At 62.1% G+C, this 17,499-nt stretch carries 18 protein-coding genes; 5 read left to right on the top strand and 13 right to left on the bottom strand.

The features are described 5' to 3' along the window. Positions 1–367 precede the first annotated feature (367 nt). Positions 368–2,029, top strand: a complete 1,662-nt coding sequence (glnS, locus tag M2367_RS07305) for a glutamine--tRNA ligase (protein ID WP_224432577.1) — start codon at positions 368–370, stop codon at positions 2,027–2,029. A gap of 117 nt (positions 2,030–2,146) precedes the next feature. Here glnS and fur read toward each other — a convergent pair whose 3' ends face one another. Next, complete coding sequence (gene fur, locus M2367_RS07300) at positions 2,147–2,575, bottom strand: ferric iron uptake transcriptional regulator (RefSeq protein WP_005894855.1); 429 nt, start codon at positions 2,573–2,575, stop codon at positions 2,147–2,149. Between the two features lie 241 nt (positions 2,576–2,816). On the opposite strand from fur, the gene M2367_RS07295 reads away from it, so the two are divergent. Further along, on the top strand, positions 2,817–3,305 hold the full coding sequence (locus M2367_RS07295; RefSeq protein WP_042039712.1) for a DUF4442 domain-containing protein: 489 nt from the start codon (positions 2,817–2,819) through the stop codon (positions 3,303–3,305). A 72-nt stretch (positions 3,306–3,377) separates the two neighbouring features. Here M2367_RS07295 and fldA read toward each other — a convergent pair whose 3' ends face one another. From fldA to M2367_RS07275, 4 genes are read right to left on the bottom strand one after another with little or no spacing between them, the layout of a single operon-like run. Continuing rightward, positions 3,378–3,902: a flavodoxin FldA gene (gene fldA / locus M2367_RS07290; RefSeq protein ID WP_005894859.1), complete on the bottom strand. Its 525-nt coding sequence runs from the start codon at positions 3,900–3,902 to the stop codon at positions 3,378–3,380. Positions 3,903–3,941: 39 nt separating this feature from the next. Beyond that, positions 3,942–4,238, bottom strand: coding sequence for a LexA regulated protein (gene ybfE, locus M2367_RS07285; protein ID WP_005894861.1), 297 nt, complete (start codon positions 4,236–4,238; stop codon positions 3,942–3,944). A 17-nt stretch (positions 4,239–4,255) separates the two neighbouring features. Beyond that, entirely contained in the window at positions 4,256–4,477 is a 222-nt protein-coding gene (locus M2367_RS07280) for a DUF2788 domain-containing protein (protein ID WP_005894863.1), read from the bottom strand. 56 nt (positions 4,478–4,533) lie between these two features. Next, on the bottom strand, positions 4,534–5,328 hold the full coding sequence (locus M2367_RS07275) for an alpha/beta fold hydrolase (protein WP_259236289.1): 795 nt from the start codon (positions 5,326–5,328) through the stop codon (positions 4,534–4,536). A 223-nt stretch (positions 5,329–5,551) separates the two neighbouring features. On the opposite strand from M2367_RS07275, the gene seqA reads away from it, so the two are divergent. Both seqA and pgm read left to right on the top strand, forming a co-directional pair. Continuing rightward, entirely contained in the window at positions 5,552–6,085 is a 534-nt protein-coding gene (seqA, locus tag M2367_RS07270) for a replication initiation negative regulator SeqA (protein ID WP_042039711.1), read from the top strand. Between the two features lie 103 nt (positions 6,086–6,188). Continuing rightward, on the top strand, positions 6,189–7,838 hold the full coding sequence (gene pgm, locus M2367_RS07265) for a phosphoglucomutase (alpha-D-glucose-1,6-bisphosphate-dependent) (protein ID WP_224432580.1): 1,650 nt from the start codon (positions 6,189–6,191) through the stop codon (positions 7,836–7,838). Between the two features lie 80 nt (positions 7,839–7,918). On the opposite strand, the gene M2367_RS07260 is transcribed toward pgm, so the two are convergent. Continuing rightward, on the bottom strand, positions 7,919–8,803 hold the full coding sequence (locus tag M2367_RS07260; protein WP_224432581.1) for a DMT family transporter: 885 nt from the start codon (positions 8,801–8,803) through the stop codon (positions 7,919–7,921). A gap of 96 nt (positions 8,804–8,899) precedes the next feature. Between M2367_RS07260 and M2367_RS07255 the strand changes: the two genes are divergently transcribed. Beyond that, complete coding sequence (locus M2367_RS07255; RefSeq protein ID WP_224432582.1) at positions 8,900–9,382, top strand: MarR family winged helix-turn-helix transcriptional regulator; 483 nt, start codon at positions 8,900–8,902, stop codon at positions 9,380–9,382. A 57-nt stretch (positions 9,383–9,439) separates the two neighbouring features. Here the strand turns inward: M2367_RS07255 and mltB are convergent, their stop codons facing one another. The 7 genes from mltB to M2367_RS07220 all read right to left on the bottom strand — a co-directional run bounded on the left by mltB (position 9,440) and on the right by M2367_RS07220 (position 17,496). Beyond that, positions 9,440–10,519 carry a lytic murein transglycosylase B gene (mltB, locus tag M2367_RS07250; protein WP_224432583.1) on the bottom strand — a complete coding sequence of 360 codons (1,080 nt, stop codon included), beginning with the start codon at positions 10,517–10,519 and terminating at the stop codon, positions 9,440–9,442. 93 nt (positions 10,520–10,612) lie between these two features. Beyond that, the gene (locus M2367_RS07245) at positions 10,613–11,218 is read right to left on the bottom strand and encodes a CDP-alcohol phosphatidyltransferase family protein (protein ID WP_224432584.1); all 606 of its coding nucleotides are present in this window, start codon (positions 11,216–11,218) and stop codon (positions 10,613–10,615) included. Beyond that, complete coding sequence (locus M2367_RS07240) at positions 11,211–11,891, bottom strand: ATP-binding cassette domain-containing protein (protein ID WP_259236288.1); 681 nt, start codon at positions 11,889–11,891, stop codon at positions 11,211–11,213. The genes M2367_RS07245 and M2367_RS07240 overlap by 8 nt, the downstream gene beginning before the upstream one ends. Then, the gene (locus tag M2367_RS07235) at positions 11,888–13,513 is read right to left on the bottom strand and encodes an ABC transporter permease (protein WP_259236287.1); all 1,626 of its coding nucleotides are present in this window, start codon (positions 13,511–13,513) and stop codon (positions 11,888–11,890) included. The genes M2367_RS07240 and M2367_RS07235 overlap by 4 nt, the downstream gene beginning before the upstream one ends. 1 nt (position 13,514) lies before the next feature. Continuing rightward, positions 13,515–14,675: an ABC transporter substrate-binding protein gene (locus M2367_RS07230; RefSeq protein WP_224432587.1), complete on the bottom strand. Its 1,161-nt coding sequence runs from the start codon at positions 14,673–14,675 to the stop codon at positions 13,515–13,517. Beyond that, positions 14,675–16,903 (bottom strand): FAD-dependent oxidoreductase, encoded by a 2,229-nt coding sequence (locus M2367_RS07225; RefSeq protein WP_259236286.1) that lies wholly within the window; start codon positions 16,901–16,903, stop codon positions 14,675–14,677. Before M2367_RS07225 ends, M2367_RS07230 begins: the two co-directional genes overlap by 1 nt. Then, the gene (locus tag M2367_RS07220; protein ID WP_042039701.1) at positions 16,900–17,496 is read right to left on the bottom strand and encodes a carboxymuconolactone decarboxylase family protein; all 597 of its coding nucleotides are present in this window, start codon (positions 17,494–17,496) and stop codon (positions 16,900–16,902) included. The genes M2367_RS07225 and M2367_RS07220 overlap by 4 nt, the downstream gene beginning before the upstream one ends. Positions 17,497–17,499 lie beyond the last annotated feature (3 nt).

Below are 17,499 nucleotides of genomic sequence, written 5' to 3'. Positions count from 1 at the left end.
TTCCAACACTGTTCAGCTTCACGGTGTGATTTGCTAAATGTTACAAGCTTGTTTCAGAACATTGAAGTGTGATCTCGCCGCAATATCAAGCAGCCATGTGTTTGCGCTCACAGGACACCTTTATGCCCTGGTGCATCCCACGCTTCTCCGTGGGGAAGTCGCTTGCCCGAGAGCCGATGGCGGCGGAATAAAGGAAGTCTGTGGCCGGGAAGCGACCCCCCGTCGAGGTAAATGGCGTCTGGCGTGATGTCAGCCAGGGCGCTGCGGCAAATTCCTGTTGAGCCTCATGGATGAATAGTGGATCATTGTCGGTTTCTAAGCGGGGGCGCGCGGTTGCCCCATGAGCTGAGACATTCGAGGTGAATTCATGAGCGAGGCGAGCAGCCCAACCAACTTTATCCGTCAGATCATCGATGAAGATCTGGCCAGTGGTAAGCACAAGAGTGTGCATACCCGTTTCCCGCCGGAGCCGAACGGTTATCTCCATATCGGCCATGCCAAGTCCATTTGCCTGAACTTCGGCATCGCCAAGGATTACCAGGGCCAATGCAACCTGCGCTTCGATGACACCAACCCGGTCAAGGAAGACATAGAGTACGTCGAATCCATCAAGCAGGACGTGCAGTGGCTCGGCTTCGAGTGGAGCGGCGAGATCTGCTACTCCTCCGACTATTTCGACAAGCTGCACGGCTATGCCATCGAGCTCATCGAGAAGGGGCTGGCCTATGTGGACGAGCTCTCCCCCGAGCAGATGCGCGAGTATCGCGGCACCCTGACCGAGGCGGGCAAGAACAGCCCGTTCCGCGATCGCAGTGTGGAAGAGAACCTGGCGTTGTTTGCCAAGATGAAGAACGGTGAGTTCGCAGAGGGCTCTGCCTGCCTGCGCGCCAAGATCGACATGGCATCCCCCTTCATGGTGATGCGCGATCCCGTCATCTACCGCATCAAGTTTGCCCACCACCACCAGACCGGTGACAAGTGGTGCATCTATCCGATGTACGACTTCACCCACTGCATCTCGGACGCCCTGGAGGGGATCACCCACTCCCTGTGCACCCTGGAGTTCCAGGACAACCGCCGCCTGTATGACTGGGTGCTGGACAACATCAGCATCGACTGCCACCCCCGTCAGTACGAGTTCTCCCGTCTGAACCTCGAATACACCGTCATGTCCAAGCGCAAGCTGAACCTGCTGGTGACCGAGGGGCACGTCAGCGGTTGGGACGATCCGCGCATGCTGACCGTCTCCGGTCTGCGTCGTCGTGGTTACACGCCGGCGGCCATCCGCGAGTTCTGCAAGCGCATCGGCGTGACCAAGCAGGACAATATCGTCGAGATGAGCATGCTGGAAGCCTGCATTCGCGAGGATCTCAACGAGAACGCTCCCCGTGCCATGGCGGTGCTGCACCCGGTGAAGGTGGTCATCGAGAACCTGGCCGCCGACGAGGTGCTGACCGCACCGGCTCACCCGAACAAGCCGGAGATGGGCACGCGTGAACTGCCCTTCAGCCGCGAGATCTTCATCGACGAGGCGGACTTCAAAGAGGAGGCGAACAAGCAGTTCAAGCGTCTGGTGCTGGGCAAGGAAGTACGCTTGCGCAATGCCTACGTCATCAAGGCCGAGCGGGTCGAGAAGGATGCAGAGGGCAAGGTCACTTGCATCTACTGCTCCTATGACCCCGAGACCCTGGGCAAGGATCCGGCCGATGGCCGCAAGGTGAAGGGGGTGATCCACTGGGTCAGCGCCACTCACTCCCTGCCGGCGGAGATCCGCCTGTACGATCGTCTGTTCAAGATGCCGAACCCCGCAGCCGAAGACGACTTTGAAGGGGCGCTCAACCCGGATTCCCTGATGATCATCAAGGGTGCCCGGGTCGAGGCTTCCCTCAAGGACGCCAAGCCGGAGTTTGCCTACCAGTTCGAGCGTGAAGGGTATTTTTGCGCCGACAACAAGCTCTCCAGCCCGGAGCAGCTGGTGTTCAACCGCACCGTGGCCCTGCGCGACGTCTGGGGCAAAGCCGAGGCCTGATCGCTACGGTCTGACAAGAAGAGGGCAGGGGAGACCCTGCCACTCTGGTCCGGATTGCGGACACAAAAAAAGCCAGCGTGATGCTGGCTTTTTCATGGCTGCTCGCGGCCGACGGCGTTATTCGTCGTGCTTGCAGTCGCCGTTCGCGCAGTGACCATACAGATAGAGGCTGTGGTTGGTCAGGCGGATGTTGTGGTGTTTGGCGATGTCGCGCTGACGCTGCTCGATCACCTCGTCGGAGAACTCGATCACCTTGCCACAGTCGAGGCAGACCAGGTGGTCGTGGTGTTCCTGGGTCGACAGCTCAAACACCGACTTGCCGCCTTCGAAGTGGTGACGGGTCACGATGCCGGCATCATCAAACTGGTTCAGAACGCGATAGACGGTCGCCAGACCAATCTCTTCACCATGATCGATCAGTCGTTTATAGAGGTCTTCGGCACTGGTGTGCTGGCATTCCGGCTGCTGCAGGATCTCGAGGATCTTGACACGCGGCAGTGTGATCTTGAGCCCGGCCTTTTTTAACGCTTGATTATTGTCTGGCATATTCACTTATTCGCATTCTCGAAGGTGGGGTTATTCTGAGTGACTGGCGCGGGAATGGCAACCTTCAACTCAGGTCAGATGTCATTATAGGTCTTGTGGTCACCAGAAATAAACCCAGTGATTAAAGGGGTTTAGCCGAGATGTTCTCGCAAGACACCCGCATTAGATTATTTTTGCCCCCTTGTCTGGTGGCCGATTGTTGTTAAGATGTAACACCTGTTTGTCTGGTCGGATGAGATCCATGGATTGGCTTTTTGACAATGCGGCCTGGGTGCGCCGCGCCCTCAATGCCTGGCCTCCTTTCTGGGGGGCTGGCATCAAGATAGAGCTGCTCAGCGATGACTTTCGCACTTGCCGGGTCAGCCTCAAGTCGCGGTGGTGGAACAAGAACGCCAATCGCACCCAGTTTGGCGGCAGCATGTTCGCCATGACGGATCCCATCTATCCCCTGATGCTGATGGGTTACTTCAAGAATCACTACTATGTGTGGGACAAGGCGGGCAGCATCAACTACATCAAGCCAGGCAAGGGCAAGCTGGTGGCCGAGTTCAACCTGACCGAAGCCAAGTTGGCTTCGATCCAGGCTGCGACCAATCAGGGGGACAAACACTTCCCCGAGTTTGATGTATTGGTAAAAGATCAGAAGGGGGAGCTGGTCGCCGAGGTCAAGCGCACGCTCTATGTGCGCCAGCGCAAGGAGCGTAGGGGGGATGGCGTGAGTGGCGGGTGACAACCAAGGTCAATGCCCTGCAACATCCCATAAAAAAACGGCCTCGAGGGCCGTTTTTTTATCAGAAATGACTCACTCGAGTTCGGCGAGGCACATCTCTTCATGGATCTGCTTGCTCCAGCCCTTGACGCGCTCTGCGGTCAGTTCTGGTTGGCGATCCTCATCGATACCCAGACCGACGAAGTGTTTGTCATCGACCAGGGCCTTGGAGGCCTCAAAGTCGTAGCCCGCAGTCGGCCAGTGGCCAATGATGATGGCGCCCTTGGCCTCGACGATGTCACGCAGGGTGCCCATGGCATCGAGGAAGTACTCGGAATAGTCTTCCTGGTCACCGCACCCGAAGATGGCGACCAGTTTATCGGTGAAGTCGATCTCTTCGAGTTCCGGGAAGAAGTCATCCCAGTCGGCTTGGGCTTCGCCGTAGTACCAAGTCGGGATACCGAACATCAGCAGGCTGAAGCTGTCGATGTCGGCCTTGCTGCTCTTGGCGATGTCACGGACTTCAATCAGTTGTTTGCCCAGTTCTTTCTGGATCATCTTGGCGACAGCTTCGGTATTACCGGTATCGCTGCCGAAAAACAGACCTACACTTGCCATAGTGTTTAGTTACCCGTATTTGGTGTTGATGCTTAACGGTCAGATCAGCTGACCCGCCACGAGAGCAGAGTCGATCTGTTGCTTCAGGATAGATTGGATCAGCTCGGCGCGGCTGACGTTCTGTTGCAGCGCAAGTTGGTTCAGGCGCTCCAGCATTTCGGCTTCTACCTTTAACTCTACCCGCTTCAGTCCATTCTCCCGATCGCGCTTGAGCTGATTGCGCTTGTTGATCTTGAGCTGGGTCTCGCGGGGGAGTGGATTGGTTTTCGGCCTGCCGGGGCGCTTCTCATTTGCGAACAGATCCAATGTTGTTCGATCAGTTTGCTGTTTGGCCATACTTCATCTATGAGCAGTTAGCCGAGACCCGAGCCTTCCCAGCTCAGTTCGATCAGCCCCTTGGCGACAAAACCCGCGCAACCTAAAAACAGTACCAGCCAGACAATGAAGCGACCGAAACGGGGCACATTGCCGCGTTTGAGTACGTCCTGGATAGCCAGGCCAATCAATAGAAAGACAGCCACGAAGAATAGTTTCAGGCCCAGACTCTCGATCAGTTCAATGTGTTGGCTCAGCATGGATTGCGCACACTCCTTATGACGGGCCGCACTATATCACAAAGGATTTGAAACTGTTAACCGCCTATCGACAGGAAATCCACAACCAACTTGTTGAACAAAACCGGCTTCTCGGCGTGTAACCAGTGGCCTGTTCCGGCGATGATGCGTGCCTTGGCCGCGGGGAATTGGGTCATCACCGTCTCGGTATAGGCGGGCAGCATATAGTCCGACTCACCGCCCTTGATAAACAGGGTCGGCCCCTCGAAACGGCTCAGACTATCTGGCCAGCCCATGATGTTGGCGTAGTTGTGCTCAAGGGCCCGCACATTGAAGCGCCAACCCCAACCAGATTCCCCCTTGGCGAAGGATTTGAGCAGGAATTGCCGTACTCCCGGGATCTCGATGTGTTGCGCCAGCAGCGCTTCGGCGTCGCTGCGGCTCTGGGGGGGAGTGGCCAGGGTGGCATTGAGCCCGGCAAACACATTTTGATGGCGGGCATGGGGATAGGCGACCGGTGCCATGTCCGCCACTATCAGCCGCTCGACTCGCATTGGCGCCTGTTTGGCCAGCTGCATGGCGACTTTGCCTCCCATGGAGTGACCAATCAGGCTCGCCTTCTCGATGTGCAGACTATCGAGCAGCGCCAGCAGATCGGCCGCCATCAGGGGATAGCTCATCTCATCCGAGTGAAAGGAGGCGCCGTGGTTGCGCAAGTCGAGGCTGATGACGTGATACTGGTCCGTCAGCGCACGGGCCAGCAGGCCCAGGTTGTCCAGGCTGCCAAAGAGGCCATGGATCAATACCACGGCCGGGCCCTGGCCTTGATCCTTGTAATTAAGCAGCGGCAGGGTTGATGAAGGGGCTGACAATGATGGTTCTCCTGTGCGGTCAATCCGGGATCCTGGCGTCTGGTTCAGGTTTCTCGCTCCTGTGGGCCAGAAATGCGCCATGGGTGGCCTGGATCACTATCTGATGCGCCATTATGCCGTATTCTCGAGGAGATTCATGCACATCTGACGGGCCGCTTGGGCCGCCGGGTCTGGCTATGTATAATCGCACCATCCCACTTTCTGTGAGCCCAGCGCCAACCCTATGAAAACCATCGAACTTGATGACGATCTCTACTTCTATATTGCCAGTCAGACCCGTCACATTGGCGAGAGTGCTTCCGATATATTGCGCCGCCTGCTGGAGCAGTCCGCTCACGCCAAGCTGAACGCGGCGCCGCGCCAGGCTGAGCCGTTGACGCCGGCGACCGTGCAGACCATGGCCCCTGTCACTCAGGACAAGTCTGGGATACAGGCCTTGCTGGCGTCGGGGGCCCTGCAGCAGGAGGAGAAATCCATCAACCGTTTCATGCTGCTGTTGGGGGCGCTCTATCGGGATGATCCGGCGAAATTTACCCAGGCAACCGAGATAAAAGGGCGCAAGCGCGTCTATTTCTCCCAGGATCCCGAGGCCCTGCGCGCCAGTGGCAGCACCACCAAGCCCAAGCCGGTACCGGATACCCCTTTCTGGGTGATCACCAATACCAACACCAGTCGCAAGCAGAATATGGTTGCCCAGCTGATGGCCAGCATGGGTTATGACGAAGCCCTGATTGCCGAGGCATGCGGCACCGTATGATCCTGAGCCTCGGCTCACAGGGTTCTTGTTTTTGAATGTGCGGGGCCTTCGCAAGGGCCTGTTTCGTTAAGCAGCAAATGCGTATAGCAGCAAGGATAACGCCATGGCACAGCATCCTCATGCCGGTCAACCGGCCCGTTTAAGCGACCTGACCAACATTCCCCGTCTGGTCAGCGCTTACTACCTCAACAAGCCGGACATGAGCCGTCCCGAACAGCGGGTGGCCTTCGGTACCTCCGGCCACCGCGGCAGCGCCCTGCACAATGCCTTCACCGAATCCCACATCCTGGCGGTGACCCAGGCGCTGGTGGAATACCGCCAGCAGGCCGGCATCACGGGGCCGCTGTTTGTCGGCATGGATACCCATGCCCTGTCCGAATCGGCCTTTGCCAGTGCGGTCGAGGTGTTGGCGGGCAACGGCGTCGAGACCCGCATTGAGGCGGATCTGGGTTTTACGCCGACCCCGGTCATCTCCCACGCCATCTTGCATCACAACGCTGGCAAGCCTGCGGCGCTGGCGGACGGCGTGGTGATCACCCCCTCCCATAATCCGCCGGAAGACGGTGGCTTCAAGTACAACCCTCCCCACGGCGGCCCCGCCGAAGGGGAGATCACCAAGTGGGTGGAAGAGCGGGCCAACGCCATCCTGGAAGCCGGTTTGGTCGGGGTGAAACGCATGCCCTTTGCCGATGCCCTCAACAGCCCGCTGGTGGTGCGGCATGACTACGTCACTCCCTATGTGGACGACCTTGGCAACGTGCTGGATCTGGATGCCATCAAGCGGGCTGGCATCAAGATAGGGGTCGATCCCCTTGGCGGCTCCGGCGTGGCTTATTGGGACGTGATCGCCAAGCGCTATGATCTGGACATCGAAGTGGTCAACTACAAGGTGGACCCCACCTTCTCCTTCATGACCCTGGATAAAGACGGCAAGATCCGCATGGACTGCTCCAGCCCGTTCGCCATGGCGGGGCTGATTGCCCTCAAAGACAAGTTCGACATCGCCCTTGGCAACGATCCCGACTACGACAGGCACGGCATCGTCACCCCCGCCGGGCTGATGAACCCGAACCACTACCTGGCGGTTGCCATCCAATATCTGTTCACCCACAGAACCGGCTGGCCCAAGGCGGCAGCGGTCGGCAAGACCCTGGTATCTTCTTCGATGATTGACCGGGTCGCCGGCGAGATTGGTCGGACTCTGAAAGAGGTGCCGGTCGGCTTCAAGTGGTTCGTGGATGGCCTCTACAGCGGCGAGTTTGGCTTTGGCGGCGAAGAGAGCGCCGGCGCCTCCTTCCTGCGCAAGGATGGCAGCGTCTGGACCACCGACAAGGATGGTTTCATCCTGGCGCTGTTGGCCGCTGAAATTCTGGCTGTGACCGGCAAGGATCCCCAGGCCCACTATGATGCCCTGGAAGCGAAATTCGGCCGCTCCAGCTACCGCCGTATCGATGCGCCAGCCAACAGCGCCCAAAAAGCGGTGCTCGCCAAGCTGGATCCCGCCCTGGTGGAGGCTTCCATGCTGGCGGGTGATCCCATCATCGCCAAGTTGACCCGGGCACCGGGCAACGATGCCGCCATCGGTGGCCTCAAGGTGACCACAGAGCACGGCTGGTTCGCGGCGCGCCCCTCGGGCACCGAGTCCATCTACAAGATCTACATGGAGAGCTTCAAAGGAGAGGCGCACCTGGATCTGATCCAGCAAGAGGCCCAGCAGATTGTCTCCGCGGCCCTGGCCAAGGCTGGTGTCTGAGTCAGCGCGCTCGCGTTGCAAGCAATCGAAAAAGAGGAGCCATCGTGGCTCCTCTTTTTTATGGCTGATGGCCAGGGGCCTCATCGCGGCTCGGTTCTGGTCACTCCCTCTGCGACGGAGGGCCGACGGCGCTTAAACGGATTGTTCAGGGGCAGTTTCATCAGCAGCAGGGAGAGCAGTATCACCCCAATGCCCAGCCACTGAAGCCCACCCAGGGTCTCGCCCACCATCAGCACCCCGAGGGAGACCGCCACCATGGGATTGGTGAGGGCCAGCATGCCCATCACCTCGGGGCCGTGGCGCTTGAGCCCCCACAGCCAGGCCCAGTAGGCCAGTGCGGTGTTGAACAGGATCAACCAGACCAGCCCTGGCGCACTGGATGGCTGCGGCATCGGCATGGGGCCTGCCAGAGTCCATGCCAGCGGGATCAGCATCAGCCCCCCGAGCAGCAGTTGCCAGGCGGTCAGCGCCAGCAGATCGCTCACCGGCCAGCGTTGCATCCAGCGGCTGGACTGGCCGATGAGCAGGGTGGCCAAGAGGGCGCAACCTACTCCTATGGGATCCAGCCTGGCGGAAGGGTTGAGCAGCAGCAACACCCCAGCGAGACCCATCAGTCCGAGCAGCAACCACTTCAAGGTCGGGCGTTGACCATCTTGCAACCAGGCCAGCCCCATCAGGATCAGCGGCAGGGTCGCCCCCAGGGTGCCCGCCACCGCCCCCGGCAGGCGGAAGGCCGCCACGAACAGCAAGGCGAAGAAGGCGGTGATGTTGCAAAACGCCAGCAGGAACTGCTTGCCCCAGGGCAGTGGTGGCCAGCGGGGATGGAGCAACAGCAGCAGGATGCCAGCGGGCAATGCTCGCCATACCGCAACCCAGTAAGGGGAGTAGTCGGTCAGGGAGAGGGTGACCACGGCATAGGTGCTGCCCCACAGCAGGGGGGCGAGCAGGGCAATCAGGATGGGCATGACATATCTCTTCGATAAGTATCTTTAAGTGAAGATACATTAGTGGTGATTTGTTTTATTATCAAGTATCTCGATATAAAGATAAGTGGCAGCGCTATGGCAGAGGATCATGTAGACCAGTTGTTGGCTCAATGGGCACGGCAGCGCCCCGATCTCGATTGCAGTCCCATGGGAGTGCTGGGTCGGGTGGCGCGCATGGCGGCCATCGCCGGACGGGAGGTGAGCGACGAGCTCAAGGAGTGCGGCCTGCTCGGCAGCGATTTCGACATATTGGCGACCCTGCGCCGGGCCGGCGAGCCGCTCACCCCGACCGCGCTCTATCAGTCTGCCATGTTGAGCTCGGGGGCCATGACGGCCAGACTCGACAAGCTGGAGCAGCGCGGGCTTATCGAGCGTCAGGCGGCGCCTGATGATCGGCGCAGCCTGCTGGTCAACCTGACCGAAGCGGGTCTGGCGCTGGTTGATCAGGCGGTCGAACGCCATGTGGCCAACGAGCGGCGCCTGCTCGCCCCCCTCAATCAGGAGGAGCAGGCCCAGCTTGCGGCCCTGCTCAAACGCTGGTTGCTGGAAAACGAGTGATGACACACAGATAAAAAAGGCCCCTTTCGGGGCCTTTTTTTGCATTTTGAGTCGGACTCAGTAGCCGCGGGCGGCCTTGACCGCCAGACCCAGTTGCCAGACCGCCATGGCGTAGTGGGTGCTGTGGTTGTAGCGGGTGATGGCGTAGAAGTTCGGCAGACCGTACCAGTACTGGTAGCTGCTACCGACATCCAGTCGCAGCAGGCTGGCCTTGCTGTGAGCGCCGAGTGGCGCTATGGGGGAGAGGCCGGCCCGGCGCAGGGTGTCCAGGCTATAGCTCGTCTGGAAGCCGGTTTCGAACCCGGGCGCCTGGCCCTGGGCTCTGACCGCCACCTGATCGCCCTTGCGCCAGCCGTGTGCCTGGAAGTAGTGGGCCACGCTGCCGATGGCATCCACCGGATCCCAGAGGTTGGTGTGGCCGTTGCCGTCAAAGTCCACCGCATAGCCGTGGAAACTCGACGGCATGAACTGACCATACCCCATGGCGCCAGCGTAGGAGCCGGTCGGCTCGCTCGGATTGATGCCTTCGTTGCGGGCCATGATCAGGAACTGCTCCAGCTCGCCGCGGAAGAAGGTGGCGCGGCGGGGATAGTCAAAGGCCAGGGTGGCCAGGGCATCCAGGATCGGGGTCTTGCCCATCACCCGGCCCCAGCGGGTCTCGACCCCTATGATGCCGACGATGATTTCAGGAGGCACGCCGTACTGGGCAGAGGCACGATTGAGCTCGGTCTCGTAGTCGCGCCAGAAGTTGACACCATTTTGCACATTGTCCTGGGTGATGAACTTGGCGCGGTAGCGATTCCAGGCGCCGTTGGGACCGCTTGGACCCGTTGCTACCGGGGCCTGGCGATCCATCAGGTTGATGATCCACTGCTCGCGAGAGGCCTGGGAGAGGGTGTTGTGCAGCTCGGCGCGATCGAAGCCGTGCTTGCTGACCATCATGGCTATGAAGCTATTGACCGCGGGGTTGTTGGCAAAGTCCCCCGCCAGTACCCCGGATGATGGTTGCTTGGGGGGGGGCGTGAGCAGGAAGCTGCTGTTTGTCTGTACCTTGGGCACGGCGACAGGCTCGTTGGCAGCGCTGCTGCAGCCGATGAGCAGGGGAAAGAGAACGGCGAGGGGTATGAAACGATGCATAAGGCTTCCAACAGCACAGAAAACAGGATGTCGCCATGGTAGTGGATCCATGGCGATGCGCAAGCGTCCCATCATAGGGGCAGAAGCCAGGGTTCAGGATTTGAGGCTGTGGTAGCCACTCCAGATCCGGGTCGCCACCGTGATGAGGCAGAGGGTGGCAAAGCCGTAGGCCAGGGGAGCAAACCAGTGAGGGAACAGGCACATGAGCACGAACAGGGCGATGGTCTCGCTCCCCTCGGTCAGGCCTCCCAGGTAGTAGAGCGACTTGTGATGGTAAACGGGATTTTCGATGCCGCGTTTGCCCGCCATGATGGCAAAGGCCAGAAAGCTGGAGCCGGTGCCCATGAAGGCGAACAGCAGGGTGGCGGCGGGCAGGGCATTGGCCGGGGTCGCCAGGGCAAACCCCAGCACCACGGCGGCATAGAAAATAAAGTCGAGGGTGATGTCGAGAAAGCCCCCGCAGTCGGTGATGCCGCATATCCGGGCGATGGCACCATCGAGCCCGTCCATGATGCGATTGAGCAAGATGCAGACGAGGGCCAGTTCGAACTGGCCGACGGCGAGCAGGGGCAGGCTCAGCATGCCGATGAGAAAGCCGGTGATGCTGACCTGGTTGGCGCTGATACCCAGGCGGGCCAGGGGGCGGGCGAGCAGGCTGAGCGGACGGCGGATCAGCACGATGGCGTGGCGGTCAAACAAGGGATCTTTCCTCTGGCAGATGGGGGGCTGGTTGCCTCATTGAGGCCAGATCCAGGATGGCGGCGGGGGCATCTTCCTCATCGTGGCTGACCAGAATGGCCGGCATGGCGCGGCTGGCTATCTCCTCGAATACCAGGGCGCGAAACGCGGCCCGTAGCGGCTTGTCGAGGCGTGCGAAAGGCTCATCCAGCAAGATGGCATCCGGCTCGGCGAGCAGGGTGCGCAGCAGGCTGACCCGGGCCTTCTGGCCGCCGGAGAGGGCACCAGTGTGACGGTCGGCCAGCTCTGCCAACCCGACCCGGGCCAGCGCCTGCTGGGCTTGCTCACGCCGCGCCCCCCCTGCTATCTCGGCGGGCATGCCAAACATCAGGTTCTCCACGACACTCAGGTGCGCAAACAGCAGATCGTCCTGGAACAACATGCCGATGCGGCGTCGATAGGCGGGCAGCTCGCTGAGGAGGCGATCCCCGAGCCATATCTCCCCGGCAAGCTGCAGGGGGCCTCCCCGGGGCAACACCCCGGCCAGGCCAGCCAGCAGTGAACTCTTGCCGCAGCCGCTTGGCCCCATCAGGGTCAATACCTCCCCGGGGGCTACGCGGCGCCCGGGCAGTTGCAGCAGCGTCTGCTGGCCCAGGGTCAGAGTCAGGGGGCCCAGGTGCAGGGGTTGGGTCATGGGGTGGTCTCCATCGGATTGGACCTGCGCGGCAGACGCAGCGCCAGGGCGTAGATCAGCAGCGGCAATGTCAATTGCAACAAACCATAGAGGCTGGCGAGGCGGCGGTTGAGGCCAGAGCCGATGGCCACGGCTTCGGTGGTGATGGTGGTGATGCGCCCGGCGCCAAACAGCAGGGTCGGCAGATATTGCGCCAGGCTGACGGCGGCGCCCACGGCGCAGGCAAAGGCCAGGGGGCGCAGTAACAGCGGGCCCTTGACCCGCCACCAGACTTGCCAGGGGTTGGCCCCCAGGGTGGCGGCCGCCTGGGCCAGACGATCGTCAAATTGACGGTAGGGCCCATACAGACAGAGATAGAGATAGGGATAGACAAACAGCAGCTGACTCCAGAATACCAGGGCGCTGCCGACCGGCAGACCGAGCCAGTCGGCGCCAAGGCGGGCACCCAGCAACAGGCTGGCCTGGGGCAGCAGCAGCGGCAGGCAGACCAGCCAGAGTGGCCAGGGCCTGCGCCCGCGCTGGGCCTCCAGGGCAAACACCACCAGGATGAGGGCCACGATGGCGGTCGACAAGGCAAGCCAGGTGCTGTGAGCCAGGGGCTGGGCGATGTCACCGATCGCCTGTTGCCAATGGTGCCCGCTCCACTGGCTGGGCCAGGGGGCGGGGAAGGACCAGCGGCGGGTGAATGACCAGAGGAGCAGGGCGGCCAGCACCAGCAGGTTGAGTGCCAGCAGCAGAGCGGTCAGGGTGGCGCTCAGGGCCGGGGCAAGCCGGGCAGCGGCGCGTTGGCGCTGGCCATTGAGCATCCAGCCCTTGCCCCCGTGCAGATGCAACCCCTCGAGGGCGCGCAAGGCGCCGAGCAGCAGCAGGTTGAGGCCAAACAGCAGCAAGGCGCCATTGTTGGCCAGGGCGCGCCAGCCTAGATCGGCATCCTGATACCAGCGCCAGAGTCGCACCGCCAGGGGCGCCGGTTGAGTGGGGCCGAGCAGCAATCCAAGATCGACCACTGCCAGACCATAGGCTGCCACCGCATAGAGCGGCAGACGCAGACTGGGCCAGAGGCTTGGCAGGATCAAGCGCCACCAGATCTGGGCCGGGCGAAACCCCAGGCTCTGCCCCAGCCACTGCTGACGGGCAAGCAGACGAGGATCCAGGGCACCGAGCGCCATCAGCAGCAGGAAGGGGGTCTCTTTCAGAACCAGCATGGCGATGAGACCCAGACCCCAGGGATCATGCAGTGTCTGCCAGTCCGGTGGCAGGCTCAGCCCGGTGAGTCCGGGGGAGACCAGTCGCAACAACCAGCCAGACGGGGCGATAAGAAAACCAAAGCCGATGGCAAAGGCCACATGGGGCATGGCCAGCAGGGGGGCGAGCAGGCGGCGCAGCAGGGCGAAGCTGCGATTTTCACTGTGGGCCAGCAAGAGGGCGACCAGCAGCAGGCTGAGCAGGCTGGAGGCTGAGGCTATCCAGAGGCTGAGCCAGATGGACTCCCCCAGGCCAGGCTGGGCCCAGAGCCGCAGCCAGGGTTCGGGATCCCTGGCTTGAACAAGCAGGACAAGCAGACCCGCGATCAGAGGGAGCCAGAGCAGGGCCGCCGTCAGCGGCAGGATCAGGTGTCGCATCTCAGTGCCCGTAGCGCTCGGTCCAGGCACTCTCCAGCATCAGCTGCCAGCTCGGATGGGGTTCGGCCACCGCCTTGAAGCGCAAGGCGGGCACGGCATTGGCGGGCAGGGCATCCTGGCGCAGCACGCTGGGGTCACCCCAGATGGCGGGGTCGGCCTTGCGCGCCTGGGCGGCGGGGCTGAGCAGGAAGTTGGCCACCACCTTGGCCCCGGCCCGGGCCTTGGCGTTGAAGGGAATGGCCAGGAAGTGGCTGTTGGTCAGAGCCCCCTTCGCCATGGCGACCGCCCTGACAGCGGGAGGCAGGGTGCCCGTCTCCACCGAGCTCAGAGCCTCCTGGGGATTGAAGCTGATGGCCATGGCCAGCTCGCCATCATCGAGCAGCTGTTTGGTCTCGGCGGCGCTGGCCGGGAAGGCCTTCCCCTGACGCCACAGGTTGGGATGCAGGGCATCGAGGAAGTGCCAGAGCGGCGCCGCGATGGGGGCAAATGCGGCTTCGGTCGCCGGGCGATAGAGGGGCGCCGGATCGGGCGCCAGCTCCAGCAACATCTGTTTGAGGAAGCTGGCGCCGTGGAACTGAGGCGGCTTGGGGTAGCTGAACCGGCCCGGATTGGCCTTGGCCCAGGCAAGCAGCGACGCGGCCGAGCGCGGCGGTTCAGGCACCTGGTCGGTGTCGACCATGAGGTTGAGCTGGCCCAGCCCCCAGGGCGCTTCCAACCCCTCGACGGGCACAGTAAAGTCTTCATCGACCGGCAAACTGGCGTCGACCAGCGCCATATTCGGCAGCTCCTGACTGAAGGGGGCGCCGAGCAGGCCGTTGTCTTTCAGGGCCTTGAAGTTCTCGCCATTGACCCAGAGCAGGTCGATAGGGCCGTCTTGGGTCTTGCCTGCCTGCTTGCCCGCGAGCAGCTGACTGACGCTGGGCGCGATGTCATCGACTTTCACCTGCACCAGGGTGAGCCGGTAGTCGCGCTCCAGCTCCTTGGCCGCCCAGGCGAGGTAGCTGTTGATCTCCGGGCTGCCACCCCAGGCATTGAAGTAGACGGTCTGTCCACGGGCCTCGGCCAGGGTCTGTTGCCAGTCGGGATCGGCAGAGGCCTGGGCCTGCCACCCCCAGTTCAGGGCCAATGCGGCCAGGGCGTAACGCAGCGTGCCAGAGGTCATCATGGCTCCTTGTGGTGAGTGGAGGGTTGGGCCGGATCCCGCAGGGGAGCCGGGCCAGTCTGCAACGGATGTTGCCTGGCATCGAGTTTGCCACGGCGGCGCCAGTGGTGGTAGCGGGCCAGCCAGGGCAGCAGCGCCTCGGGTTTGTGGGCCTGCTTCCACTGGCCAGCCACATACTTGTTGCCCTCCATCAGGGTGGGATAGGCGTGTATGGTGCCGAGCACCTTGCCAAGGCCCAGCTTGTGTCTCATGGCCAGGGTGAATTCGGCGATGCGTTCGCCTGCGTGGGGGCCGACGATGGTGGCGCCGAGGATCTTGTCTTTGCCAGGGACGGTCAGCACCTCGATGAAGCCCTGGGTCTCGCCATCGGCGATGGCCCTGTCCAGCTCCTTGAGCTCGAAGCGGCTGCTTTCAAAGGCAATTCCCTGCTCTTGCGCCTCCTTGCGGTTGAGGCCGACCCGGGCCACCTCAGGGCTGGTGTAGGTGGCAGCCGGGATGACGCGATAGTCCGCCTTGAAGCGCTTGAACTGGCCAAAGAGGGCGTTGACCGCGGCGTACCAGGCTTGATGCGCGGCGAAATGGGTGAACTGGTAGGGGCCGGCCACATCGCCCACCGCCGAGATGCTGGGGTAGTTGGTGGCGAGGAACGCGTCCACGGCTATGGTGCCGCGCGGGGTCAGCTCGACCCCCAGCTCCTCCAGGCCAAAGCCGGTGACATTGGCCACCCGGCCCAGGGCCAGCAGCAGTTGATCTCCCTCAACCTCCAGGTGCTGATCCCCCCGGCGCAGGTGCAAGCGGATCTGGCCCTGGGCCAGGGACTCGACCCGTTCGGCGCGCCAGCCAATCAAGAGTTCGACCCCATCCTCCTTCATCTGGGCTTGCAACAGCTCGGCCACCTCGCGCTCTTCCCGGGGCAGGAGTTGATCTGCCAGCTCGATCAGAGAGACCTTGATGCCGAGTTGGGCAAAACTCTGGGCCAGCTCGCAGCCGATGGGACCCCCGCCGAGCACCAGCAGGTGACGGGGGGGCTCGCGCAGCTGCCAGAGGTTGTCCGAGGTGAGATAGTTGACCTCAGTCAGCCCCGGGATAGGCGGTACCAGGGGCCTGGCGCCGGTGGCGATGACGATGTGGCGGCTGGAGAGGCGCTGGCCATTGACTTCCAGCTCCCAGGGAGAGAGGAGGCGTGCCTCGCCCTGGATACACTCGACCCCCAATGCCTCATAGCGAGCCACCGAATCATGGGGTTCCACCTCGCGCACCACCTGGGCGACCCTGGTCATCACGGCCTCGAAGTCGGCGCGGGCGGTTTGCGGGGCGAAGCCAAGCTCGGCGGCCCGGCGCTGCTCAACGGCGAAGCGGGCGCTGCGGATCAGCGCCTTGGAGGGCACGCAGCCAGTATTGAGGCAGTCGCCGCCCATCTTGTGCTTCTCGATGAGGGCCACCCGGGCCTTGACGGCGGCGGCAATATAGCTGGTGACCAGGCCGCCGGCCCCGGCCCCTATCACCAGCAGGTTGTAATCGAAGTGGGCTGGTCGCGGGAAGCGGGCGAGGCGGCGGCGCAGGGCGAGCTGGTGCTGACCGGCCCTCGCCAGCCAGGGCAGCAGGCCAAGCAGGCAGAGCGCCGTGATGAGACCGGGGGAGAGGACATTGCCGGTACTGGTGAGCTGGGCCAACTGGCTACCCGCCAGCACATAGACGAAGGTGCCGGGCAACATGCCGAGCTGGCTGACCCAGTAGAAGGTGCGCAGCGGCAGGGCGGTCAGCCCCATCAACAAGTTGATGAGGAAGAAGGGAAAGACGGGAATGAGGCGCAGACTGAGCAGATAGAAGGGGCCATCCTTGGTGATGCCCCCATCGATGGCCGCCAACTTGTCCCCGAAGCGGGCACTCACCCAGTCGCGCAACAGGAAGCGGGCGCTGAGAAAGGCCAGGCTGGCGCCCAGGGTGCTGGCGAAGGAGACGAGCAGCAGCCCCCAACCGATCCCGAAGATGGCGCTGCCCAGCAGGGTCAGCAGGCTGGCCCCCGGCAGGGAGAGGGCGGTGCTGAGCACGTAGACGATGAAGAAGAGGGCGCTGGCCTGCCAAAAGTGAGTGTCCACCCAGGCTGCAAGCGCCGCCTGGCGGGCTTGCAGGGCATCCAGGGTCAGATATTGGCCCAGCCCCAGGGCGAAGAAGGTACCGATCAGCAGCGCGATCAGCAGCAGCAATCCCAGTTTGCTTCCTCTCATGATGGTTTCTCCTCTTGAGACTGGGGCTCCTGCTGCTCCTCGGCATCAGGTTGCACCGGTAACTGGCAAAAACCCTGGGCCGGGATGTCCAGGGCGGCATTGAACTTGGCAGACATGTTCTGAAAGGCGACCAGGCCGGTCAACTCGACCAGGGCATCATCGTCAAACCAGGGACGCAGTGCCTCAAACTGGGCCTCGCTCACCCCGTCCAGACCCGTCATGGCCTCGGCATAGTCGAGCACGGCGCGCTCCCGTTCATCAAACAGGGAACTGGTGCGCCACTGGGCCAAGGCTTCGACCTTGGCACTGGATCCGGCACGCTTGACCAGGGTCATGGCATTGATATCGACGCAGAATCGGCACCAGTTGAGCTGGGAGACCCGCACCGTCACCAATGATCGCAATACGGGATCGATGGGGGAGTGCTTGCGGTTGATCACCCCATACAGGGTGGCGACGGCGGCAAACAGGCGCGGCGAGCGCCCCCAGCACTTGCCCGGGATCAGCACCTGACCGTAGTTGCGTTGCTGCAACCAGAAGAAGGGTTTGATGAACCAGGCATAGTCCCGATCCGCTTTTAGCTTGATGCGCATGTG

This window comes from Aeromonas sp. BIGb0445 (assembly GCF_024809075.1).
In the GTDB taxonomy this organism is placed as follows: Bacteria; Pseudomonadota; Gammaproteobacteria; order Enterobacterales; family Aeromonadaceae; genus Aeromonas; species Aeromonas rivuli.
The sequence above is the reverse complement of the archived record's forward strand: the minus strand, read 5'-3'. Positions and strand labels throughout refer to the sequence as shown.